Source organism: Colwellia sp. F1, assembly GCF_056238625.1.
The window spans coordinates 70,499-95,555 of sequence record NZ_JBWDLI010000007.1 but is presented as its reverse complement, the minus strand read 5'-3'; the positions used below and the strand labels follow the sequence as shown (position 1 = coordinate 95,555).

Annotated in this window: 21 protein-coding genes; 14 read left to right on the top strand and 7 right to left on the bottom strand. The window is 39.9% G+C overall.

Annotation, left to right across the window (positions count from 1 at the left end; translation table 11 throughout):
• Positions 1–212 precede the first annotated feature (212 nt).
• Positions 213–950 (top strand): YciK family oxidoreductase, encoded by a 738-nt coding sequence (locus AC0UA9_RS08350; RefSeq protein WP_475659233.1) that lies wholly within the window; start codon positions 213–215, stop codon positions 948–950.
• A gap of 79 nt (positions 951–1,029) precedes the next feature.
• Here AC0UA9_RS08350 and fadD read toward each other — a convergent pair whose 3' ends face one another.
• The 6 genes from fadD to AC0UA9_RS08320 all read right to left on the bottom strand — a co-directional run bounded on the left by fadD (position 1,030) and on the right by AC0UA9_RS08320 (position 7,814).
• Positions 1,030–2,685 carry a long-chain-fatty-acid--CoA ligase FadD gene (gene fadD, locus AC0UA9_RS08345; RefSeq protein ID WP_475659232.1) on the bottom strand — a complete coding sequence of 552 codons (1,656 nt, stop codon included), beginning with the start codon at positions 2,683–2,685 and terminating at the stop codon, positions 1,030–1,032.
• A 158-nt stretch (positions 2,686–2,843) separates the two neighbouring features.
• Positions 2,844–3,752, bottom strand: coding sequence for an alpha/beta fold hydrolase (locus tag AC0UA9_RS08340; protein WP_475659231.1), 909 nt, complete (start codon positions 3,750–3,752; stop codon positions 2,844–2,846).
• 9 nt (positions 3,753–3,761) lie between these two features.
• Positions 3,762–4,442 carry a M50 family metallopeptidase gene (locus AC0UA9_RS08335; RefSeq protein WP_475659230.1) on the bottom strand — a complete coding sequence of 227 codons (681 nt, stop codon included), beginning with the start codon at positions 4,440–4,442 and terminating at the stop codon, positions 3,762–3,764.
• Between the two features lie 155 nt (positions 4,443–4,597).
• Entirely contained in the window at positions 4,598–4,987 is a 390-nt protein-coding gene (locus AC0UA9_RS08330; protein WP_475659229.1) for a hypothetical protein, read from the bottom strand.
• Positions 4,988–5,082: 95 nt separating this feature from the next.
• Positions 5,083–5,793: a tRNA (adenosine(37)-N6)-threonylcarbamoyltransferase complex dimerization subunit type 1 TsaB gene (gene tsaB, locus AC0UA9_RS08325; RefSeq protein WP_475659228.1), complete on the bottom strand. Its 711-nt coding sequence runs from the start codon at positions 5,791–5,793 to the stop codon at positions 5,083–5,085.
• 80 nt (positions 5,794–5,873) lie between these two features.
• Positions 5,874–7,814: an ATP-dependent DNA helicase gene (locus AC0UA9_RS08320; RefSeq protein WP_475659227.1), complete on the bottom strand. Its 1,941-nt coding sequence runs from the start codon at positions 7,812–7,814 to the stop codon at positions 5,874–5,876.
• A 186-nt stretch (positions 7,815–8,000) separates the two neighbouring features.
• Here AC0UA9_RS08320 and AC0UA9_RS08315 point away from each other — a divergent pair, with 186 nt between their 5' ends.
• From AC0UA9_RS08315 to AC0UA9_RS08295, 5 genes are all read left to right on the top strand, one after another.
• Positions 8,001–10,043: a TonB-dependent receptor plug domain-containing protein gene (locus AC0UA9_RS08315; protein WP_475659226.1), complete on the top strand. Its 2,043-nt coding sequence runs from the start codon at positions 8,001–8,003 to the stop codon at positions 10,041–10,043.
• Positions 10,044–10,097: 54 nt separating this feature from the next.
• Entirely contained in the window at positions 10,098–11,207 is a 1,110-nt protein-coding gene (locus tag AC0UA9_RS08310) for an HmuY family protein (protein ID WP_475659225.1), read from the top strand.
• Between the two features lie 90 nt (positions 11,208–11,297).
• Positions 11,298–11,903 (top strand): MotA/TolQ/ExbB proton channel family protein, encoded by a 606-nt coding sequence (locus AC0UA9_RS08305; protein ID WP_475659224.1) that lies wholly within the window; start codon positions 11,298–11,300, stop codon positions 11,901–11,903.
• Complete coding sequence (locus AC0UA9_RS08300; protein WP_475659223.1) at positions 11,890–12,195, top strand: DUF2149 domain-containing protein; 306 nt, start codon at positions 11,890–11,892, stop codon at positions 12,193–12,195. Before AC0UA9_RS08305 ends, AC0UA9_RS08300 begins: the two co-directional genes overlap by 14 nt.
• A 62-nt stretch (positions 12,196–12,257) precedes the next feature.
• On the top strand, positions 12,258–16,580 hold the full coding sequence (locus AC0UA9_RS08295; protein WP_475659222.1) for a cobaltochelatase subunit CobN: 4,323 nt from the start codon (positions 12,258–12,260) through the stop codon (positions 16,578–16,580).
• A 156-nt stretch (positions 16,581–16,736) separates the two neighbouring features.
• Here AC0UA9_RS08295 and AC0UA9_RS08290 read toward each other — a convergent pair whose 3' ends face one another.
• Positions 16,737–17,120 carry a hypothetical protein gene (locus tag AC0UA9_RS08290; protein ID WP_475659221.1) on the bottom strand — a complete coding sequence of 128 codons (384 nt, stop codon included), beginning with the start codon at positions 17,118–17,120 and terminating at the stop codon, positions 16,737–16,739.
• A 587-nt stretch (positions 17,121–17,707) separates the two neighbouring features.
• On the opposite strand from AC0UA9_RS08290, the gene hisG reads away from it, so the two are divergent.
• The 8 genes from hisG (at position 17,708) to hisIE (ending at position 24,966) form a co-directional block, all read left to right on the top strand.
• Positions 17,708–18,610 carry an ATP phosphoribosyltransferase gene (gene hisG / locus AC0UA9_RS08285; protein ID WP_475659220.1) on the top strand — a complete coding sequence of 301 codons (903 nt, stop codon included), beginning with the start codon at positions 17,708–17,710 and terminating at the stop codon, positions 18,608–18,610.
• 123 nt (positions 18,611–18,733) lie between these two features.
• A complete protein-coding gene (gene hisD / locus AC0UA9_RS08280; RefSeq protein ID WP_475659219.1) occupies positions 18,734–20,038 on the top strand; it encodes a histidinol dehydrogenase in 1,305 nt (434 codons plus the stop codon).
• Position 20,039: 1 nt separating this feature from the next.
• Positions 20,040–21,116, top strand: a complete 1,077-nt coding sequence (gene hisC / locus AC0UA9_RS08275) for a histidinol-phosphate transaminase (RefSeq protein ID WP_475659218.1) — start codon at positions 20,040–20,042, stop codon at positions 21,114–21,116.
• A complete protein-coding gene (hisB, locus tag AC0UA9_RS08270) occupies positions 21,116–22,201 on the top strand; it encodes a bifunctional histidinol-phosphatase/imidazoleglycerol-phosphate dehydratase HisB (protein WP_475659352.1) in 1,086 nt (361 codons plus the stop codon). Before hisC ends, hisB begins: the two co-directional genes overlap by 1 nt.
• The gene (gene hisH, locus AC0UA9_RS08265; RefSeq protein ID WP_475659217.1) at positions 22,201–22,860 is read left to right on the top strand and encodes an imidazole glycerol phosphate synthase subunit HisH; all 660 of its coding nucleotides are present in this window, start codon (positions 22,201–22,203) and stop codon (positions 22,858–22,860) included. Before hisB ends, hisH begins: the two co-directional genes overlap by 1 nt.
• Positions 22,857–23,594: a 1-(5-phosphoribosyl)-5-[(5-phosphoribosylamino)methylideneamino]imidazole-4-carboxamide isomerase gene (hisA, locus tag AC0UA9_RS08260; RefSeq protein WP_475659216.1), complete on the top strand. Its 738-nt coding sequence runs from the start codon at positions 22,857–22,859 to the stop codon at positions 23,592–23,594. Before hisH ends, hisA begins: the two co-directional genes overlap by 4 nt.
• Positions 23,576–24,352, top strand: a complete 777-nt coding sequence (hisF, locus tag AC0UA9_RS08255) for an imidazole glycerol phosphate synthase subunit HisF (RefSeq protein WP_475659215.1) — start codon at positions 23,576–23,578, stop codon at positions 24,350–24,352. Before hisA ends, hisF begins: the two co-directional genes overlap by 19 nt.
• The gene (gene hisIE, locus AC0UA9_RS08250; RefSeq protein WP_475659214.1) at positions 24,346–24,966 is read left to right on the top strand and encodes a bifunctional phosphoribosyl-AMP cyclohydrolase/phosphoribosyl-ATP diphosphatase HisIE; all 621 of its coding nucleotides are present in this window, start codon (positions 24,346–24,348) and stop codon (positions 24,964–24,966) included. Before hisF ends, hisIE begins: the two co-directional genes overlap by 7 nt.
• Positions 24,967–25,057: the final 91 nt, after the last annotated feature.

Genomic DNA, 25,057 nt, shown 5'->3' with positions numbered 1-25,057 from the left:
ATCATGCGATTTGTTATTGCCTTACCTACTGATTAATAAAGTAGATAGTAAATTAACTCGTTAGACCAGTTATCAAACTTAACGCAAGCGTTAACAATGTTCCAGTAGTTTTTACATTTTAGTTGATATATTTCTCGTTATTAGAAATAAACTAAGTAAAATAGTCATCATATATTTACAAATAACCCTTAAGACCTAGGCTCGAATAAAAAATGTTTGATTATACTATTATAGATAAAAGTTTAGAAAATAAAATAATACTCGTTACTGGCGCAGGATCGGGTATAGGAAAAGCAGCGGCAATAACTTACGCAAAGTTAGGTGCTACCGTCATTTTACTTGGCAAAACTGTCAGTAAACTTGAAGCAGTTTACGATGAAATAGTCGCGCTTAATTTAGCGGAACCCGCCATTATTCCTTTAGATTTAAAAGGAGCAACCAAACAAAATTATATTGATATGTCTGCGACCATTGCTGATCAGTTTGGTCATTTAGACGGGGCCTTGCTCAATGCTTCAATATTAGGCGAGTTAACTCCCTTTACACAAATTCATGAACAAGTGTTTCATGATGTGATGCAGGTGAATGTTAATGCGCAGCTTTTACTCGCACAAGCGCTGATCCCAACATTACAGTTAGCTGAAAATGCCTCTTTAGTTTTTACTTCTTCTGGTGTGGGTAATCAAGGGCGTGCTTACTGGGGGCCATACAGCCTATCTAAATTTGCCACTGAAGGTATGATGCAAATTATTGCTGACGAATATGAAAACTCAAATTTACGCACAAATGCAATAAACCCAGGAGCTACCAATACCAATATGCGTAATAGCGCTTACCCAGCTGAAGATAAAGACAAAATAGCAGTACCTAATGACATTATGCCACTTTATGTTTATTTAATGTCTGATGATAGTTTACGCGTTAATGGACAAACATTAAAAGCGCAATAGATACTGAGATTAGGCACTAGAAAGCGATAGGCTCTAGGTTTTAGAAAACCTAGAGCCTATCGCCTACCAGCTAGATATTTTATCTTAATTCTCTTCTGAGTATTTTACCTACATTAGTTTTAGGTAATTCGTCTCTAAACTCTACTAACTTAGGCACTTTATAGTTGGTGAGGTTTTCACGACAGTGTTTTAACAATGTTGCTTCGTCTAAGTCAGGCTGCTTGCGTACAACAAATATTTTCACCATTTCACCGCATGCTTCATGTGGCACGCCAATAGCGGCTGCTTCAGCAACGCCTTCATGCATCATAACAACTTCTTCAATTTCATTAGGAAAAACATTAAAGCCCGAAACAATGATCATGTCTTTTTTACGATCTACAATTTTGAAAAAGCCATTTTCATCCATACTGGCAATATCACCTGTGGCTAACCAACCATCTTTTAATACTTTATGAGTCGCTTCTTCACGGTTATAGTAGCCTTTCATTACTTGAGGCCCTTTAACCCACATTTCACCCGCCTCACCCACTGGGGCTTCAGTGCCATTTTCTAGTATTATTTTGATGTCTGTTGAGGGGGCGGGTAAACCAATACTACCGTTATAACTTTCTTGATTATAAGGACTTAATGACACTAACGGTGCACACTCTGTTAACCCATAGCCTTCAAGCAGCCTCGATCCGGTTAGTTTCTCCCAGCGCTCGGCTACTGGTCGTTGTACGGCCATTCCTCCGCCTAACGACATTTTTAAACTAGAAAAGTCTAAGTCTTTAAAGCCTGGGGTATTTAACAAACCATTAAATAGTGTATTAACACCAGTAATAGCAGTAAAAGTATACTTATTTAATTCTTTCACAAAACTACTCATATCTCTTGGGTTTGTGATCAACAAATTCCCTCCCCCTAAGGTAAAAAAAGTTAAGCAGTTCGCGGTTAAAGCAAAAATATGATAAAGCGGCAAAGCGGTTACTACCAGTTCGTTACTTTCAGCGAGTAGTGGTTTTATTGATGCTTTTGCTTGCTCTAAATTAGCAACCATATTCCGGTGCGTTAACATTGCCCCCTTTGATACACCTGTAGTGCCACCTGTGTACTGTAAAAATGCTAAATCATCGCCACATAATTCAACAGGGACTAAGGTTAACTGGCTCCCTTTTGACAAGGTAGTATTAAAACGTATCGTATTGGATAAGCTATAGGCGGGCACCATTTTTTTGATGTACTTAACAACCGCATTAACGATGACACCTTTAACGCAGCCAAGTCGGTCGCCTAAAGAGGTCATGATCACATGCTTAACGGGGGTTTTATCAATAATTTTTTCTAACGTCTGGGCAAAGTTTTCAATGATTAACATTGCCGTTGTGCCTGAATCTTTAAGCTGATGCTGCAACTCACGTGCGGTATACAATGGGTTTACATTAACAACTGTTAACCCTGCTAGCAATGCACCAAACAAGGCTATGGGGTATTGCAATGAATTAGGCACCATAATGGCAAACTTATCACCTTTTTTAAGCCCTAAGTCTTGCTGTAAATAGGCGGCAAAGTCCGTTGCTTGTTTAGCTAACTCTGCATATGTAATTTCTGCGCCCATGTTAATAAAAGCCACCCTGTCACTGTATTTAACCGAGTACTTATTAAACATTGCCACTAATGAGGGGTATTTATCTGGATCTATATCAAATGGAACTCCAGGAGGATAACTTTTTTCTAACCAAACTTTTTCCACAATAAATTCCTCATTTAAAAAATTTTTATAGCAACCACTTAATAGTGTAGTTCAATGCTTATCGTTATGACTTCTTTTTGAAGTTTTTTAATTCTTGCACTGTTTTATCAAATTTGAACTGATACTACCAGTAAATTTTAAACGCTTGTTTGAATATTTTACTGTTTTTCGCCTTTATTAATAAAAATTCGCACCAATTCTGCCGTTTTTTGAGGCTGATCCATATGAACATGATGACCTCCAACAAGTTCAACAGAAATTAACGATTTAAATAATGAACTAAAGGTTTTTCTCCCTAGGTTAACCATAGCCAAGCCACGACTACCATAAATCAGTTGCACTGGGCATTGTATATCACGAATTAATTGCTTGGCTTGCTTTAATGTTAACCGGTAAGGCGACATAGTACGTAAACGTTGATCACTTCGCCAACGGTAACCGTCTGCTTCTTTTACAATACCACGTTCAACGATAAGTTTTGCTTGCGCATAGTTAAGATCAGAAACAGTAACTCGTGCTTTTATGGCGGAATCGAGGCTACTATGGTATTTCCTTTTTGTCGTATTTTTGTTAACATTAAGCGAACCAATCTTAAAGCGACTTAGCATACCGTCACGTAACTGCTGGGTTGTTTTTTCTTCTTCGCCACTCACAAAGCCAATAGCGTCTAGTAACGTTAATGATTTAACTTTTTCAGGGAAGGCTGCAGCAAAAGCACTTGCCACCATGGCCCCCATAGAATGAGCAACAATATCCACTTGCTGCCACTGGTTAAACTCAAATAATTGAAGTAAATCATAAACCCAATCAATAAAATGATAATGCGCATCAAGACTTTTATGGCTTGAGTGACCATGCCCTGGCCAATCAATGGCTACAACCTGCTTACTGGCCATATTTTGTTGAAAGTATGGCATTAATGTAGAAAAACTCGCGGCATTATCAAGCCATCCATGTAAGCATAATACAATATTGTCTTTACGGCCTTCGCTACCACAAGTGATCCCATGTAAAGAAAGGCTGTCAAGTTTGAAATTAACTGCTGTAATTGGCTTGCTTACCGTCATAAAAGCCCCTTATCTTTTTGCTGTTTTATACAAAGAATACAAAGCTGCTAACGCAATGGAAAACCAAATAATTATCCAAATAAATTCTGGGATAAATGTACTCGCCGCCAAAGCCGCGCCATCCCCTATATTACGACCATCAAGTAAGTGAGAAGGGCTTGATAAGCTATTCAGTAAAATTAGCAGGCCAATTAGCTGCATAAATCGTTGCAAGTAATGCATACGTTTTAGCTTTAGCGTTAACAAAAACAAGGCAGCGAGCACACCTAAAATAAACCAGGTTAATAAGTCGCGCCCCCACAAAACAATAGATGCGATCAGTAAAGTCAAAATGAAAACCGAGAAGACTTGAGCAATTTTTTGGTGAGCACTTGCTAACTTGTATATGCCAAAGCCCCAAAGCGTGGCGCCTGCATAGCCAGCAAAAGTAATAATGAAGTTAATTCCCCCTTGTGTGGTACATAAACCAGCACCATTAGCAAACAACTGAATACGCATAACAGTGCCGCCAGTTAGTAGTGCGGCAATACCGTGGCTAATTTCATGAAAATAACTTTCTAACCAGTTAAACGGAATTGAAATGAAAGGGAGTTGTTTAATAACAATGGCAATCATGAATAAAATAAAAAAATGATACTTTTGCCAAAAGCGGGATGACTTTCGCCCTTTATTAATAGAAAGTGATGACATAAATACTCGACTTAGTAAAACTGAAATATGAAATACAACAAAGATAATAGTCGCTAGTATAGCTTGTTTGCTTTTATATTATCTTTATATTGCTGGTATGTTTTTTGGTACATACACATATTGAAAAAAAATGTGCAGGTAATAAGACAAGCCAATTAGGCAAATAAGTCAACACCAAACAGTTTTTGTATTGACTCTCGCTCGGCTAAATTATTTACCGATTGATAACTTGCAACCGCGGTTTCATTTCTTATTGAGGGGGGCTCTACATTAGCTGAAGACGATGCTACTGTATTTTGCTGCATAAGCGGGGATTGGAAAGCTTGTTGGTTTTGAGCTTGGTTTGCTTTAAAAAGTGCAATTGCTTGCTCATCAATCACAATATTTTGTGTTGTTTTTTTATTTGATAATTGTGCTTGGACTGCTTTATTTATGTCAGCCGAAGGCACCGTTGTTTTAAGCGGTACATTCGGTTTATTATTAACATCAGTAGTGGTTAATTGACCAAACGGTGCTGTTGAGCCAACAGAGCTAGAAACATTCATAATATCAATTTAGCAAAAAAGTAAGTCATAGGCAATTGATTCCCCTTTAATGGCTGCCCCTTAAATATAGGTATTTTACACGGGTGGCTAACCTGCTACTTGCCCGGTAATTTTTTCCATGACACTGTATCTCGTACATAAACAGGTTCAGCCGCTTCAGCTGCCACACCTTCACCACGTTCAAGCGCTGCTTTACCTATAACTAACATAGCTTCAGCACTAGGAAATAAGACTTCGGGTGTGCCATGGTTGCTTTTAAGTGATGATAAACTCGCTGGGTAAGCATCCCAGCCCGTGCCAACGCCGAAGACTGGTGTTGTAACATAGCTTTCTAGTCGGGCTTGTACTAATTCAGGTGGAGTGACCGCCTCACCTTGGTTATCACCAAGGTTTTGTACTTGCATAATGTTATTATCATCCAGTACAAAATAACCGTTATAGACCTCCCCCATTCGTGCATCAATAGCAGCAATGACTTGGCGTTGCTGGTGCTGCATAAACGCTAATTGCGCCATCGTCTGTAAACTAGAAACTCCCATGACGGGTAAATCAGCGGCAAACGCTAAGCCTTGGGCAACACCCACACCAATACGTACTCCGGTGAAGCTGCCTGGTCCCCGGCCAAAAATCAAACCATCACAGGCTGACAATGTAATATTGGCTTTTTTAAGTAACTTGTCCACCATAGGAAGTAACTCTAAACTATGTGATTGTGGGCACAGTTTATAACAGCTATAAACTTTACTGTTTACCTGTAAAGCAACTGAGCATGCCTCAGTTGAAGCATCAATGGCTAAATAATTCACTATTTTTACCTTTATTTTAAATTAATATTCTCAGCAAGCACGCTTAAAATCTCGCCTACAGTTGCGTTAAAGCTGCCGCATTATAATGTATTTAGGAAGGCAATCGCTTTGTTTAAATCGCGGCTTCTTTTCATCTCAGGTAAACTTTTTAAAAAGGTTTCCCCATAAGGACGGTTTACTAGCCTATTATCACAAACCACCATAATACCGCGGTCACTTACATCACGAATGAGCCGTCCAACGCCTTGTTTTAAGGCTATTATCGCTTGTGGTAACTGTATTTGCGCAAAGGCATCGCCGCCTTGTCGTTTGACATCTTCACACCGTGCTTGCAGTAAAGGGTCATCGGGTGACGCAAAGGGCAACTTGTCAATAATAACACAGGTTAGCTTATCGCCTCGCACATCAATCCCTTCCCAAAAGCTGGCGGTAGCAAGCAATACCGCGTTATCATTTTCAATAAACTGCTCTAATAAAACGCGCTTACCCATTTGCCCCTGCACTAATAAAGGGTTATCAATATCGTCCGCTAAAATTGCTGCCACCTGATTCATCACCCGGTAACTCGTAAACAACATAAAACAAGCACCTTTGCTGGCCACAATTAACGGTTTGGCTAATTTGGCTAAATGTTGCGCACGGTTTTTATCATTCGCTTCAGGTAAATAACGGGGCACAATAAGTTGCGATTGTGCTTGGTAATTAAACGGGCTTTCTAGAAGCAGTTGCTTAGCATTGTGTAAACCTAAAGGCTTGGCGAAATGCTCAAAACGATTGTCGACAGCCAAGGTTGCTGAAGTGAATACCCAGCCAGCACCCGAGCCTTTGACATAAGCACTAAATTTATCGGCAACACTTAAAGGCGTTAAATGCAGTACAACATGGCGTGGCGTCGTTTCATACCAAAAACTCATACCATTAACATTGACATTCGCCATCACATTGTACTGCGAGAGTAAATTCACCGCTCGGTCAAAACAATTGTCTATCGCTTCATTACGCGAAACACACAATTTTATCACTTGGTATAAAAAATCTAAGTCTACTTTTAAGCGTGCAAATTTTTGCACAAAATGTTGCTGCTGATATTTATCACGCCAGTTACCGCGCTCAGGATCATAGTTAAAGAGTAATCTAAATTCTTGGCAGGTTTTTTCTAACTTCTCCGCCGCTAAGCCTAGCTGTTTTACATCGGTTAATTTACTGCGATATATTTGCAAAACATCTGTGCATAAGTCAACCAGTTGACGGGTAGAAAAAGCCTCTCCAAAATAGTCACTGGCAATATCACCAATTTGATGCGCTTCATCAAAAATAACGACTTGTGCCTTAGGAATGAGCTCACCAAAGCCCGTGTCTTTAAGCGCCATATCTGCAAAAAACAAATGGTGATTCACCACGACTAAATCAGCGTCAATGGCTTTATGCCGGGCCTTAACCAAATAGCATTGCTCATAGTCGGGACAATCTTTTGCCAAGCAGTTATCGAGCGTACTGGTAATATAAGGAAATACCGCTGAATCTTCTGTCACATTAACCAGCTCACCAATATCGCCACTTTGCGTACTATTGGCCCACGCTTTCACCTTAACCAAGTCAGCTAAGGTGTTTGCATCGAGTTGACCACAGGTATCTTGATATTGCGCTAAACGATAACGGCATAAGTAATTGGCACGTCCTTTTAACAAGGCAACCTGTACATTACTCGCCAAGGCTTTGTTAACCAGTGGAATATCTTTATGGAATAGCTGTTCCTGTAGGTTCTTCGTGCCTGTAGAAACAATCACTTTAGTATTCAGATCATCGTCGCTTGACGCAGCATTAACACTCAGGAATGCCGGGATTAAATAGGCAAATGTTTTTCCTGTTCCTGTTCCCGCTTCAACAATGAGTGTTGACTTATTTTCAATAGCCGTCGCCACCGCTAACGCCATATCGGTTTGCGCTTGGCGTGGCGAAAAGCCGTTAATAGTCTTAGCTAAAACGCCATCAGAAGAAAATGCTTGAGCAACTAAAGTCATTAAGTGAAATACAGTAAATTGTAAAATTGGGGCTGTGATTAATTATACTGTTTTACCTTTTAAACTGAAACTTAAAAAATAAAAAGAAAACCCAAAGACGAATAATAATGCGAATAATTATCAGTTGATAACCACTGATTATTACTATATCATCCATGCAAATGATAATGATTACCATTAATATCAATGTTTAAATACTCTACACCTCAAATTAAGTTTCTAACCCGTGCGTTATTGATTAATCTCGTATTAACATTAACAAATACTGCTAACGCCCAGAATGAAGACCGGCAGCTACAATCAACCACAACATCACAAAAAATTAACGAAGTCATTGTTGTTACTGGCACTCGTACGGCCAAGTTACTCTCAAATTCGCCTGTTCAAGTTGACGTTATTGAACAAGCCCAAATAAACTTACTTACTCAGGGCACCATTGCACAAGCACTCAACTTTATACCTGGCGTTGTTGTCACTCGAACGCCTAAAGACGGCTACAACATTCAAATGCAAGGTTTTGACGGCGATAATGTTTTAATTTTACTCGACAGCCAACCATTAATAGCACCTACAGGCGCAGCGGTTGACCTTGATCAAATAAGTGCACAAGACATCAAACAAATTGAAGTTATTCGCGGTTCAGCTTCTGTGATGTATGGTAGTTCAGCCATGGGTGGCGTGATCAATATCATCACTAATAACAGCACACAAAATCAACTTAATGTCAGTTATGAAATTGGGAGTTACACCAGCAATGCTTTACCCGATGATCTCTATTCACATCAAGCGCGCTTAGGAGCTACCTTGACTACCGGCAGTTGGCGGCACCAACTTAATACTCTACTAAAACACACCCCAGGTTTTGATTATGACAGTGACCATAGCGCTACTCCCACCGGCGCCTTAGATAAAGTATTTATCAATTTAGCAACCTTTGGACAACTAGGTACTATAGATACCGCACTTAAATATCAGTTTTTTGATGAAGACAAAGAAAAGAACACTGGGCGTATCGCCGGGCAAAATGCCTTAGAACAATTTATCTCCGATGTACAACGCCAACAAGTCGATATTGACTTAGGTCAAATTTTGCCCAGCAACAACAATAAATTTCAACGTTCATGGCAGCTAAATAGTCGAATGATGAAACACCAAGAAACCAGTGGCAGGAGTGCTAGTTTACGCAAAGCAGACATTGGTTTATATGAAATCAATGGCAAATATGTTTTCTCAAGTGCTGGCTTTGAAAATGTTTCGGGCGGCTTAATCCATAAAGATACGCTAGAGCAAACAAAAATTTCAAATAATAGTAAAGAAGTCCCTTTGGTTAGCAAAGAAAGCATTGAGGCGTTTAGTCAATTTAATTGGATTAACAAACATAGCCAGTACTTAGTAGGCTTGAGGGTTCAGAACGATTCAAGTTTTGGTTTTCACTCAGCCCTGCGCTTAAGTGGTATGCATGATTTACTCACCAGCAGTGACACACTTAAGTTACGTTACGGCATTGGACAAGGTTATAGAGTACCTACTTTAAAAGAGCGCTTTTATGAATTTGATCATAGTTCGCTAGGATACAAAGTTTATGGTAATGAAGACTTAACCCCTGAAACCTCAATTACCGTAAACACATCACTGTCTTATGAAACAAGTATTAAAAATTCAGTTTTAGGCAGCTTTGATTTAAGCAGTGATATCAACCTATTTTATACTCAAGCAAAAGATTTAATTGATACTGTAGCTGATCCAGATCGCTCTGTTATTGAAGCACTCGACATTTCAGTTTATACCAATATAGATGAAGCGATCCTCAAAGGTTTAGACTGGTCTATAAGCACAAATTATGACCAGTGGACAAACCAACTAAATTATAGCTATTTACATACCAAAAATAGTCATGGTAAACGGCTAGAAAGCCGACCTGCTCACCAAGTAAAAGCAAGTATAGGTTACCTAACGACGCGTTATAACATTAACAGTATGCTTTATTTTGTATACCAAAAAGATGAAGCCATACCAACAGAAGGTTTTGACAACGGCACGTTAAACAATCACTGGTTCACTGTCGATTTTAAATTAAGCCAGCAATTTTCCAAACATTTCTCATGGCGCCTTACACTCGAAAACATACTAAACCAACACCAAGATATTAATGCCGTTCGCGAGCAACTATTTGACGCAAGACCGATCAGCAGTCGGTTTGTTTCGTTCGGTATTACTTACCAATTGTAGCATTCTTATCTTGCTAAAAATCAGCAATATAACAATAAATTTAAGGAAATTAACATGAAAAGCAACACTCTTATTTTAACGTCATTACTAAGTACATTAGCACTAACAGCTTGCGGTAGCAGCAGTAATGATTCAGCAAACACCCAGCCACCAGAAGAGCCGATATCAGAAACAACTATTTACGGCCCATTTTCCACAGGAACGGTAACTGAACCAACATTCTTTTACTTTGATTTAGACACCATGACTGAGGTTAGTTTGTCTGATGACGATGCTAAAACCAATAATCAATGGGATATTGCCTTTAAACGTAGTGATATTTTTCTCAATAATAACAATCCTGATGCGCCTGTTTCGGTTTACGCGACTAGCCAAAACAGTGAGTTTTTTGATGACGAGGGCAAAGCAATCCCTGATAGTTTTATTAACGCGACACCTGAGTCTGAGTTAGATAACTTTAATGCCGTTACACTAGCAGATGTTCCAAGTGATGAAACAGTATTTACCACAGATGATACAAAACGAATTCTTGATGGCTTTTATGCCTACAACACCACAACTCATGTAGTAACAGCCGATGACAGCCATGCTTATATTGTTAATTCTGATGAAACTTACAGTAAATTCAGAGCAACAGCCCTGACCACACAAGGGCGTGATTTAGCTAATATCACCCTAACCTACAGCAACCAAACGGATGTCGACACGGCTTTTGCACTGGTAGAGTCTGATATTGTGATAGATACCGCTGAAGCTTGCGCTGCCTACGACGGTGTTTATGTTGACTTTGCTATTGGGCAAGTTGTGAGCGCCAGTGACGCTTGGGACATAACTTTGCCGTGTAATGACGATAAAACAGCAGCGAGTTTTGAAATAAACCTAGCTGCTGATGCAACCGCAATGCAAGACTTTGACAATACCTATACCGCCATTGATTTAGACGCCTTACGTTATTACGATTTTGAACAGAATGAATATACCGTACGAGCTTTTGACTCCTTACCTTGGTACCAATACGGCTTAAACGGTGGCCACACACTTTGGTCTCAATATGGCGTTTATATTATAAAAACAGCCACAGCTAGCTACAAATTACAGCTCACAAGCTATTACAACGCACAAAGCGCGTCAGGCCATATTTCTTTTAGGGCCAAAGCACTTTAAATTAAATTGGTAGCATAGCAAATCCATTAAGTTTATTAAGAGGTTATCGATAAAGGATTAACGATAACCCCCCACTATTTGAGAATACATATGATTTACCAACTTGAGCAGGCAATGTACCAATTGTCTGAACTTTTTATGGCTCCCGTGCTGGTGTTAATCGGTGCTTTATTTGTTTATTCACTGTTTGCCACTGGGCAATATATTATGCAAAGCATTCAGCGGAAACAAAACAAACCAGCGCTTCATCGTCTATTAAACAGTGAACTAGGTGAGAATAGCCACTTACACTTAAGCGGTTACCCGCTAGCACAGCTAGCCAACAATTACCCTAATGTCAGTAAAGATCAACTCGATGTGAATGCTTTAGCACTTCTTGAAAGGGTAAGAAATGTCAGTCGTTTAGCACCTATGTTAGGGTTAATTGCCACAATGGTGCCCATGGGACCCGCCCTTAAAAGCTTAGCTGATGGGAATATTCAAGGCATTAGTGAAAATTTAATTGTCGCTTTTTCTGCTGTTATTTTCGGGTTAGTTATCGCCTCTATTACCTTCTGGATTGCCAGCGTTAAAAAACGTTGGTTAGCTGAAGAACTTGTTGTCCTTACTCCATTATTACGCGAGTCAAAACAAAACCTTGTAATAAACGAGACCAATATTAACCACAGAGTAGAAACCCAACATGAAGCTGCTTGATGAAGACGAAGGTATTAACCCTGCCTTATCCGTTGTTAATTTAGTGGATGTATTTTTAGTGTTAGTTGCTGCTTTATTAATTGCTATTGCACAAAATCCACTCAGCCCATTTTTAGCTGAAGATGTCACTGTAATAAAAAATGCTGGTAAAGAAAATATGGAAATAATTGTTAAAAAAGGCAACAAAATAGAGAACTTTAAAAGCGAAGGAAAAACAGGCAGTGGCAGTGGAAAAAAAGCAGGTACTGCTTATGAAATGGATGATGGGTCAATCATATATGTCGCGGAATAACGCAATTGACTAAAACAATTTATCAGTCATTCCTTCTTGTAACCCTAAAGAATAATTAAAACATGAAACAACTTAAAAAACTCCCAGCTGTCGCCCTACTATTCAAGCACTTTGCTTTCTTTAGCCTTGTATTTTTTGCGACTGCAAGCGCAGCAAACATAAAGCAAGAAAGTACGGTCGGTAATACTGTCGAGAACACTGCCGAAAATACAATTAATGTGCTGTTTATCAGCGCAGCACATACTAATAAAGCCAAAGTAAACTTATTAAAAAAAGTCGCAGAACCGAGCAACACTATTCACTGGAATATCAACCACAAAACAGCAAAAAGCATTCCTATTAATACCGACTTAACTGCGCTATTTCAAGCGAATGACCTTGTTATTCTTGACGCGGTGTCAGCCCGTGAGGCGCAAAAAACGTACCGACCTTATTTAAAGAATATCGGGCAGTTAAAACAACAGAAAAGTTCCACTAAAGTCATTAGTTTAAACTGGTTAAATAATACACAAGCACAATACGGCTTAAGCCCACAAACACAAAAACGTATCGACGATTACTGGCAGAACGGTGGCCGACACAACTTTACTCACTTACTTAATTTTATTGCCTACAATGCGCTAGACAGCCAAGTACTAACACACAAAAAACCAGCAAAATTAGTGATTGAACCAGCCATTATTTATCCCGATAAAGGCATTTATCACCCACAACAGCCCAGCATTATCAGTAAAGATCTCGCCAGCTACCACCACTGGAAACAACCAAGAGCTAACCAAGCGAAAATTGCACTGTTAATGCAACGTGCCTTAATTGAAACTGAACAAACACAAGTTATTGATGACACAATAAAAAGACTAGAAGCAAAAGGTGTCTATGTTGTGCCTTTCTTCTTCAAATTAAGCCCCAGCAGTGGTGACTACAGTGAACTATTGCAGTTACCCACAGTAAATAACAAAAACACTGCAGTACAGCAAACCGACGTAGATTTAATAATTAACTTTCGCAGTATTCACTGGGCAAGTAAACGTAAAGCGGAGTTTGAAAAATTCTCAGTCCCTATATTACAAGCAATGACTTACTATGGCGGCAACCAAACAGCATGGGAAGAAGACATGCAAGGTGTTTCTGCTGGCATGATGGCATTTACATTAGTACTTCCTGAAAGTGCTGGCGTAGTTGATCCTATGATTATTGCTGCCATAGACAAAGAAAGCCAAAGCGCACAAGTGATTGACTACCAGTTAAACCACTTAGTTAATAAAGCCGTTAATATCGTCAACCTTAAATACAAACCAAATAAAGATAAAAAATTAACGTTATTTATGTGGGGTGACAAAGACGTTGGTGCCTCATTTATGAATGTGCCTGCGAGTATTGAAGCCATTAGCCAACATTTAGCAAATGACGGTTACCAAACAGCGGTTCGTGATAAGAAATACTTAACGGATAATGTCAGTAAAATACTTGATCCCTTCTATCGTGACTTTCAGCTAACACAACTACTTGAAGATGATCTGGCAGAATTAATGCCAATAGAACCTTACCTTAACTGGTTTAACTCTCTACCGAAAACCGTCACCCAAGCAATTAGTGATCATTGGGGCGATCCTAAAGATAACTTTATGGCGGTTGAAAGAAACGGTAAAGATTTTTTTATTTTACCCCGTATTCGCAACGGTAATATGTTGATCATGCGTCAACCACCCCGCTCAGATCATAAAAATGACGAAAACATGATTTATCACCAAGGCGATGTGCCAATCAATCATTTTTATCTTGCGGCTTATTTTTATGCCCGCAAATATTGGCAATCAGACGCTATTATTCACCTAGGTACTCATGGTTCACATGAATACCTAGGCGGTAAAGAGCGCGGACTCTCGGTGTACGACCAAGGTAACTTAGCTGTGTGGGATACGCCTGTCGTATACCCCTTTATTGTTGATGATGTTGGCGAAGCCATGCAAACCAAACGTCGTGGCAATGCAACGGTTATTGCCCATATGACACCACCGTTTGCCGCTGCAGGATTACACGGTGAAATGAGTGCATTACATGAATTAATGCATCAATATAAGCAACTTGACCAAGGTGGCGTAAAGCAAAAAACCGCTGAGCAATTAGTGACACTTTGTTTTGAATTAAACCTGTGTAAAGATCTTAATTTAACCAGAGCGCAAATAACGCAAGACTACAACCACTTTATTGACTTGTTACATAACCACTTAGAAAACCTTGCAACCGCTAACCAACCATTAGGGTTACATACTTTTGGCCACTTAGCTGAGCAAGATTTAGTTATTTCAACATTAATACAAATATTAGGCACAGACTTTACCAAACTTGCTAGCACATTTGAGCATGAACACTACCCCTTACCAGCGCATGTTCATAACCCCGCTTTTGACAACAATAGCGCTGACTTAGCACATAGCCACACTTACCATCAAGTTGTACAAAGTGTGCCCAAGACCAAGCAAGTAGACGAACACCTACATGACAAAGATACTGGCCGCGAGCAAAGTGCTACCGAGGCACAACTATCACTGAAAAACCTTACCGGCTACCAAACCGTTTTAAATTATATTTTACTTAATGGTAAAGAAACAGCAGAGCAACCGATTGCGTTACATAAATTAAACACGCCATTAGCCGACAAAATCAAACATGGTCGCCAACTGTATCAAAGCATGTCGGGGATTCGTGAACTTGACAGCATGGCAGATTTTTTATCGGCTAAATATATACCGGTAAAAACAGGCGGCGACCCTATTCGTCACCCTGAATCACTGGCAACAGGCTTTAACCTTTATGGTTTTGACCCATCTAAAGTGCCGACCCAAGCCGCCTTTGAACAAGGTAAGAGCTTAGTTGATCAAATGATTAATAATTACCATAGAAAACACGGTAAGTTTCCTGACAAAATGGCTTTTTCATTATGGTCGATAGAAACCATGCGCCACTATGGTGTACTTGAAGCACAAGTATTATATGCCATGGGGGTAAAACCCATATGGAATGCAGGGGGACGTGTAACCGGTACAGAAGTGATTGAGTACAGCGAACTTAACAGACCCCGCATTGATGTGGTACTTTCTGCGACCGGCTTATATCGCGATGCTTTTCCAAACGTTATGCAGTTGTTAGCCAAGGCGGTTAATCAAGTAGCCGCATTAAAAGCAGAAAGCAATCCGTTATGGCGTAATTATATTCAAGAGCATAGCCAACGGGTAAAAACTGAATTGCTTGAACAAGGTGTAGTTGCAGAAGAAGCGGAATATCTGTCAACCATTCGTATTTTTTCAAACCGCTCTGGTGATTATGGCTCTGGGGTAGACACGGCTGTTTGGGCAAGCGATACCTGGGAGAGCGACAAAAAAATAGCCGACAATTATTTAGGAAAAATGGGTTACTTCTTTGGCGCAGATAGCAGTCGCTGGGGCGAGCAAGCAAAAAACAGCCAAGGTGAAGCAATCGGTTTATATGCAACGCAGTTATCAGGGACTGATATTACCACATTCGCACGTTCATCTAATCTATTTGGTATGTTAAGCAGCGATGATCCTTTTGAATACTTTGGTGGTTTAAGCCTCGCTATACGTAATATTGATGGTAAAAGCCCCGATATGGTTATTACCAATTTACGAAACGCTAACCAAGCAAAAGCGGAAGATGCGGCTTTATTTATGTCAAAAGAATTGCGCACTCGTATGTTCCACCCGCGTTGGATCAAAGAAATGCAAAAAGAAGGCTATTCCGGCGCCGTATCATTGGCCTCTCGCATGGACAACTTTTTTGGCTGGCAAGTGGTTGATCCTAACCTCGTTCGTGATGACCAATGGAATGAATACATGGACGTTTACGTTAATGACAAACTTAACATACAACTTAACGAATGGTTTGACAAGGTAAACCCCGCAGCCCTCGCTCGCATGATGGAGCGCATGCTAGAAGCAGAGCGTAAAGACTATTGGCAAGCGGATCCTCAGCGCTTAAAGCAATTAGTAAAGCGCTATATCGACACGGTTAATAAACATAAATTAGTAATGTTAAATGATGCCCTGCGTGAAAATGTTGAGCAATTAGCGCAAGGTTTTGGTTTAGCCCCTTTAATTGATGCCAAAACAATGCGTGATATGACTGAACAGGCAGCGCAACAAAAGCAAACCAATAAAGCAATGCTTGAACCATCAAAGGACACCCAAGCTGAGCAAGAAAAACAACAAGTACAAGGCCAAAAACTTGAAAAGCACGCTTCGCAAAATGACGTAAAAAAAGATAACTTTATTTGGCAAGCACTCACCGCAATGCTGTTAATTGTTTTACTAGGTGGTTTATATCAATGGCGGATGGCAAGTCGTCCTACAACACGAAACCATTAAACGCTGGCTCAGTTTTATTTCATCCATTTGCTTTGCTTTTTCTTGGAGAAAATTCAGAGCAAATGGACTTAAGGCACTTATTAAAGCAATAGCATTAAAGCCACACCCTTTTTAAATAAGAAAGCACTAGGCGATAAACCAGGGGGTATCAACCCACTAAATATAAATATCTAAATGCTTTACACCATCTTTAGATACACTAATGCCATCAGTATCACTTCCAGCAACATGGTCTGAATTTTTACGCGAACGTGTTTCTTCTTGAGCATCATTAATATTAGTTCCACTTGGATTAACCTCGGCTTTATGTTTGTTTTCCGGGCTATCTTCCTCGTTTTTTTTGCCTTTGTTAGGCTGCTCTTCGGGATTTTTTTTATCAACACGCTTTTTATTGAAATACGAATCATGATTTTCAAGATGATCTAAATCGTCATTTAATGCGCCAGTACTGGTCATTTTTGATAGTGCTTTTATTTTACTATTCGCTGGCTTAATAGGCACTTGCACTACGCGCGTTAATGCTGTGGTAAAAATATCCATACATCCTCATCTACAGGTTATAACATCTTATAAATAATATTACTTCCCTTAAGCGGGTTGAACGTTGAAACAAGCATTAAAACTACTCACTTGTTGTATCTTATATCGGTTATTGGGCAAAAACCTTTAATCTCTTGTCAGGTTTAAAGGAGATAAAAGGGTTAAACGACGCTAGTGCAGATAAAAGCAAGCACTCCCTACCTAACGTCAATACCTAGAACAAAACTACCATAGAACAAATTATCATAAAAAAAGTTATTTATTCCTTGAAGCTTTATTGGTTTATCAGTACCCTAGCACTACAGATACATTAATCATTCATTAACCTTAAGTTTAACACATTATGACCTTTAACTTGAACAACCGACACCACCATCATATGGAACTGCCCGTTCAGGTCTTTTATTATTTCAAATAAATAATAAAAACTACGAAGGGCATACGCTTTTTCGTGGTATAAACTTAAGCATTATATTTATAAACCCCCGAAAGAGCTGTCAATCTTTCGGGGGTTTTCTCATTTTATGCCCCTGAAAATTGTATATACAAATTTTTAGCATTAAAAACTTATAATAGGAATTAAACAGATGACAACACCCGCGCCACGCTTACGCATAGCCATGCAAAAATCAGGACGACTTAGTGATGACACTCAAGCATTATTTAAACGTTGTGGATTAAAACTCAATGTTAGCGACCGACGTTTAATTGCACATGTTAGCAATATGCCGGTTGACATTATGCGCGTTCGTAGCAGCGATATCCCCGGTCTAGTAATGGATGGCGTTTGCGATTTAGGCATTGTAGGTGACAACACCCTTGAAGAAGAAGAATTATCACGTGCACTGATTGGTAGCAAAAATAGTTACATTAAAACCACCGCTTTAAATTTCGGCGGTTGTCGCTTTTCAATTGCCATGCCTGAAGAGTTTAACTACACAGGGTTACAGTGTTTAAATGGATTACGTTTTGCCACAACTTACCCTCAATTATTGAATCGTTTTGCCAAAGAAAATGGCATTAAGGTTGAGTTTTGCTTATTAAAAGGCTCTGTTGAAGTAGCGCCAAGAGTTGGCTTAGCTGACGGTATTTGTGATTTAGTGTCAACTGGCGCAACACTTGAAGCCAATGGTTTAAAAGAGGTTGCCGAAGTGTTTCGCTCTAAAGCCTCACTTATTCAACGCTCTGAGCCTTTAGGTAGCGAAAAACAAGACATTTTAGATACTTTATTGCCACGTATTCGCGGCGTGATGAAAGCAAAAGAAAGCAAGTACATCATGTTGCATGCACCAAAAGACAAAATAAATGAAGTGAGCGCACTTATGCCAGGGGAAGAAACCCCAACGATTTTACCTTTAGCTGGCCGTGATGATTTAGTCGCCGTACACGTTGTTGCTACTGAAACATTTTTTTGGGAAACAATGGAAGAGTTAAAAGCACTCGGTTGTAACTCAATACTGGTAATGCCAATTGAAAAGATGATGGGTTAACCCAGACTTTTAATATTCACTGACAATACTTTAACGTAGGCGAGATATTAATCACGCAATTAACCTTATGAATAACTTACCGCGCGGACAAGTTACCGCCTACCGTAAAAATTAGAGACATTTATGAGCACCCAAATAATAGACTGGCAAACCATATCAACACAGCAGAAAAAAGATGCCCTCTCTCGCCCTGCGATAGCCGACAATGCACTTTTATCAACCCAAGTTGCTAATATTTTATCACGTGTGCAGCATCAAGGTGATAAAGCACTATATGACTTAACGGAGCAATTTGACGGTATTGCTTTATCGAGTTTAACGGTTACCGCTGAGCAAGTTGCACAAGCAGAACTAGCCTTGTCAGACAAACGCCTAAAAGCCATAAATACTGCCTACGAACAGATAAAACGCTTTCACAGTGCGCAAACCCCGCAAGACATTTTCGTTGAAACTTGCCCTGGTGTGCGCTGCACATTAAAAACCGAAGCCATTGAAAGTGTCGGTTTATATATTCCAGCTGGCAGTGCCCCCTTACCATCAACCGTATTAATGCTAGGTGTCCCCGCCCAACTTACCGGCTGCAAACGCACAGTATTAGTTTGTCCGCCCAATAGAAATGGCCAGTTAGCCGATGAAATATTAGTCGCTGCCGCCCTTTGTGGCATAACCGAAATTTACACAGTCGGTGGTGCTCAAGCCATTGCTGCTTTAGCGTATGGTACGCAAACAATTCCTGCTGTTAATAAAGTATTTGGTCCTGGAAATCGTTATGTTACTGAAGCAAAAAAACAACTTTCCCAACAAGTTGCTGGTTTTGCAATCGACATGCCCGCCGGCCCTTCTGAAGTATTAGTGATTGGCGATGAACAAGCCAACCCTGCGTTTATCGCCGCTGATTTACTATCTCAAGCTGAGCACGGCCCTGACAGCCAAGTTATTTTATTAACTGACAGCAAACAGCTAATCACTAAAGTAACCACTGAGCTTGAGCAACAACTCACACAGTTATCAAGGCAAGATATCGCGGCACAGGCACTAAAACAGTCTCGATTAATACTAACCAAAGATTTAGCACAAGCTGTGGAAGTTTCAAATATTTATGGCCCTGAGCATTTGATCATTCAAACAGAGAATGCACAAACATTGTTAGCAGAATTACGTAATGCTGGATCTATTTTTGTTGGTCCCTACACGCCAGAGTCTGCCGGTGATTACGCCAGTGGCACAAACCACGTGCTACCCACTTATGGTTATTCAAAAGTGATTTCAAGCTTGTCACTCGCAGACTTTTCTCGCCGCTTTACGGTACAAGAAATCAGTAAAAAGGGTTTAGCAAGCTTAGCTGAGTGTATTATTGAATTAACCGACGCAGAAGGCTTAGATGCTCACCAAAGAGCGGTAACTATACGTTTAGAGGAAAACAAATAAAATGTCAATCATCAATAAGTTGGCACGAAAAGAACTCGTTGACATGGTCCCCTATCAGTCTGCCCGCAGGCTATTTGCAAGTGGCGACCAATCGAGCCAAGCAAATAAAAAAATATGGCTTAATGCTAATGAAGCACCCGGCACAGGGGAGTATCAAGTGAGTAGCGAAAATGTAAATCGTTACCCTGATTTTCAACCAGATAACCTACTTAATGCTTACAGTCATTATTGTGGTCTCAAACGCTCACAAATATTGGCAACACGTGGTGCTGATGAAGGCATTGAATTGATTATTCGCAGCTTCTGTCGCGCTTATCAAGACAACATATTAATTTGCCCGCCAACTTATGGCATGTATGCCATTAGCGCTGAAAATCACGGTGCTGGTATTGTTAAAGTCCCCCTTAAAAATAACACGCTTGACCTTCAAAGCATGCAGCAACAAGTTGGCAAGGTGAAGGTCGTTTTTTTATGTTCCCCCGGAAACCCTACTGGCAACATATTACCCAAAGAAGAAATAATTCAAGCTATTGAATTATTCAAAGAAACTGCGGTAGTGGTAGTCGACGAAGCCTATATTGAATTTTCTCCCGAGCAAACAAACACAGCGCTGCTTAATAAGTATAACAATGTTATTATACTAAGAACCTTATCAAAAGCTTTTGCACTAGCAGGGCTTAGATGTGGTTTTACCTTAGCAAATAGCGACATTATTAGCTTGCTGAGTAAAGTTATTGCGCCTTACCCGATTTCAGCACCTGTAGCTGAAATTGCCAGTGTCGCGCTTAGCGCTGATTTGACAACAATGACCGAACGCGTTAAAGCTTGCAACATAACCAAAGCAAGCTTGTCTGCTTGGCTTAACGAACAACCTTGGTGTAGTGAAGTATTTGCGAGCGATGCTAATTTTGTTTTATTTCGTTGTATCAATGAGCATGAAAAAACACGAATTTTTGATTTATTAGTGATTAATAATATTTTAATCCGTGATCAATCAACCCAAATGCAGCTAGAAAACTGTTTACGCATAAGTATTGGCAATGAACAAGAAATAGCACAACTTAAAGAAGTATTATGATGAGCAACAAACAACAGAAAATATTATTTATTGACCGAGACGGCACTTTAGTAGAAGAGCCTGCAATTGATAAACAACTTGATACCTTAGAGAAGCTAGTTTTTGAGCCAAACGTTATTACCGAATTACTAAAGCTACAAGCAAAAGGCTTTACTTTAGTAATGGTGTCAAACCAAGACGGATTAGGCACAGACAGTTTTCCACAAGCTGATTTTGACCTAGCCCACAACAAAATGATGGCAATTTTTGCCTCGCAAGGGGTTTACTTTCAAGACACCTTATTATGCCCACACTTTGAAGAAGACAACTGTAGCTGCCGCAAACCTAAGCTTGGTTTAGTAAGTGATTACTTACAACAAGGCCTTGTAGACTTCACCAACTCTTATGTTATTGGCGACAGAGAAACCGATTTAGGCTTAGCCGCTAACATGGGTATTGTGGGTATAAAATATGACCGAAATAACTGTAATTGGTCACAAGTGAGTGAGCAAATACTGTCAGCATTAGAAAAACCGCGCACGGCGACCATTACCAGAACAACCAAAGAAACCGATATTACCATTAGCGTTAACTTAGACAAAAAAGGTGGGAGTAATATTGATACTGGCCTAGGCTTCTTTGATCACATGCTAGATCAAATATGTACCCACGGCGGCTTTAATTTGCAATGTAAAGTAACAGGTGACTACCACATTGATGATCACCACAGTGTTGAAGATACTGCACTGGCGTTAGGACAAGCATTAAGAGAAGCCTTAGGCAATAAACGCGGTATTGCACGCTTTGGCTTTGTATTGCCTATGGACGAATGTCGCGCAGAATGTACTATGGACTTATCTGGACGTCCTTGGTTTAAATTTGACGCTAACTTTACCTCAGAGCATGTTGGCACCATGTCTACGCAAATGGTTTCTCACTTTTTCCGCTCGTTAGCTGACTCCATGCTAATTACTTTACACCTTTCGACCAGTGAAGGTAATTGCCATCACCAAGTTGAAAGCTTATTTAAAGTATTTGGCCGCGCACTCGGCCAAGCAATTAAAGTTGAAGGTGATGAATTACCTAGTTCAAAGGGAACTTTATAATGGGAAGTATTACCTCTAACAAAGGTAACAATGTCATTGTTGACACAGGTTGCGCTAATTTATCCTCAGTGAAATTTGCAATTGAACGTATTGGCTTTACCGCAACAATCACCGATGACATTGAACAAATTAAAGCCGCTGACAAAGTCATTTTTCCAGGGGTAGGTAATGCTAAGCATGCCATGGCCAATATTATTGCAAAAGACTTAGTAACCACCTTACAAAATTTAACTCAACCTGTATTAGGTTTTTGTTTAGGTATGCAGTTAATGACAAAATCGTCACCTGAAGGCGGCAAAAATAAAGCGATTGAATGTTTAGGCATGATCCCAACAAAAATTGCCCCACTGAACGCCCAAGATAACCGTTTACCACATATGGGCTGGAACACCTTAACTCAGGTTGTTGATCACCCTGTATTAAAAGGCATTAACGTGGGCGACTATTTTTATTTTGTCCACAGCTTTGCCGCGCCTATTAGCGAATATACCTTGGCAAGCTGTGAGTATGGTAGCGAATTTTCAGCCATTATCGGCAAAGGCAATTTTATTGGCTGTCAATTTCACCCAGAGCGTTCAGGTGAATTAGGCAGTAAAATTATTCAAAACTTTTTAGAGCTCGACGCTTCACAAATGAAATCGGAGTTAAGCCCATTATGATGATCCCCGCGATAGACTTAATTAATGGCGAAGTTGTTCGTCTGTATCAAGGCGACTATGACCAAAAAACCAATTACAACACCACAGTACAAGAACGTCAGCAAGCTTATGCAAAATCAGGCGCAACCGTAATGCACTTTGTTGATTTAGATGGCGCAAAAGACAGCACAAAACGCCAATTATCAACACTTAAAACCGTCGTAAACCATGCAACTATGATAACGCAAGTTGGTGGTGGTGTTCGCTGCGAAGATGACGTAAAGCAGTTACTAGAGTTAGGCGCAACACGGGTAGTTATTGGCTCATTGGCCATTAAACAACCTGAATTAGTGATTGAATGGTTAAAAACTTACGGCGGTGAAAAAATTGTTTTAGCACTCGACATTAAAATTGATGAGCAAGGCAATAAAACACTCCCAACCCACGGCTGGATTAAAGACAGTGGTGTTAACTTAGAAGATTTGCTTGATGCTTATATTGCTGCCGGCATTAAACATATTTTATGTACTGACATTTCAAAAGACGGTACCTTGTCAGGCTCAAATGTTGACCTTTACATTGAGCTTTGTCAAAAATACCCCAGCATTCAATGGCAAGCTTCAGGCGGCATTGGCAGCCTAGATGATATAAAAGCATTAATTGGCTCAGGCGTTAGCGGTGTTATCTTAGGTCGCTCTTTGCTAGAAGGTAAATTTACCCTTGAGGAGGCGATCGCATGCTGGCCAAACGCATAATTCCTTGTTTAGACGTTCGTGATGGTAAAGTGGTCAAAGGCGTACAGTTTAGAAACCATGAAATTATTGGTGACATTGTTCCTTTAGCACAAAAGTACGCCGAAGCAGGTGCTGATGAATTAGTTTTTTATGATATTACCGCCAGCTCTGATGGCCGCGTGGTGGATAAAAGTTGGGTTAGCCGTATCGCGCAAGTCATTGATATTCCTTTTTGCGTTGCTGGGGGGATTAAAAGTGAAGCGGATGCAAAAGAAATATTAATGATGGGCGCAGATAAAATAAGCATCAACTCCCCTGCTCTGCGTGACCCTTCCTTAATTTCTCGTCTGGCTGATCATTTCGGTCAACAATGCGTGGTTGTTGGTATTGACAGTTTTTATGACAAAGACACAGGTACTTATCAAGTTTATCAATTTACGGGTGATGAAAATCGCACTCAAAAAACGACTTGGACCACCTTTGACTGGATAGAAAAAGTTGTCAGTTTAGGTGCCGGTGAAATTGTACTTAACTGCATGAACCAAGACGGTGTTCGTCAAGGTTACGATATTGAACAACTGAAAAAAGCACGTGCCGTTTGTAATGTGCCATTAATTGCGTCAGGTGGTGCGGGTACCATAGCGCATTTTTCTGACGTTTATCAACAAGCAGATGTTGACGGCGCACTTGCTGCGTCAGTTTTTCATAAAGGTGTCATCCCGATAGATGAATTAAAAACATACTTAAAATCACAAGGCATTGAGGTAAGACCATGCTAGTAAATAAAGAGAATATGAACACATTAGCATGGCAGAAAATGGACAATCTTATTCCTGCCATCATTCAACATAGCGCTACTGGCGCGGTGTTAATGCAAGGTTATATGAGCCAAGAATCATTAGCGGCTACGCTCGACTCAGGTAAAGCAACGTTTTATAGTCGTTCAAAACAAGCATTATGGGTAAAAGGAGAAACTTCAGGCAACTTTCTAAATGTTGAACAAGTGCTGAGTGATTGCGATCAAGACAGCTTATTAATTGCTTGTACGCCAATAGGCCCAAGCTGCCATTTAGGTACAGAGTCTTGTTTCCCTGAACAAAAGCTAACAACACAAAACTTTTTAAGCCAACTTGAACAAGTAATTGCTAGCCGAAAAGGTGACAATCCTAAAGAAAGCTACACTGCACACTTATTTTCACGTGGCACAACAAAAATGGCACAAAAAGTAGGTGAAGAAGGTGTTGAGGTTGCACTAGCTGCCGTTGCTGAAACCAAAGATGACTTATTAGGTGAATGTGCTGACTTGTTTTATCACACCTTGGTATTACTTGCGGATCAAAAAATTGATTTAAGCGAAGTCATGGCAGTATTGCAAGAGCGCCATAATAAATAATCGATTATTAGTGTATTTGATAATATGCGCTCTACGCTCGTGAGCATAAGCGCATATTTTTATTGGGTATCAACAACGCTTTCAGCCTTAC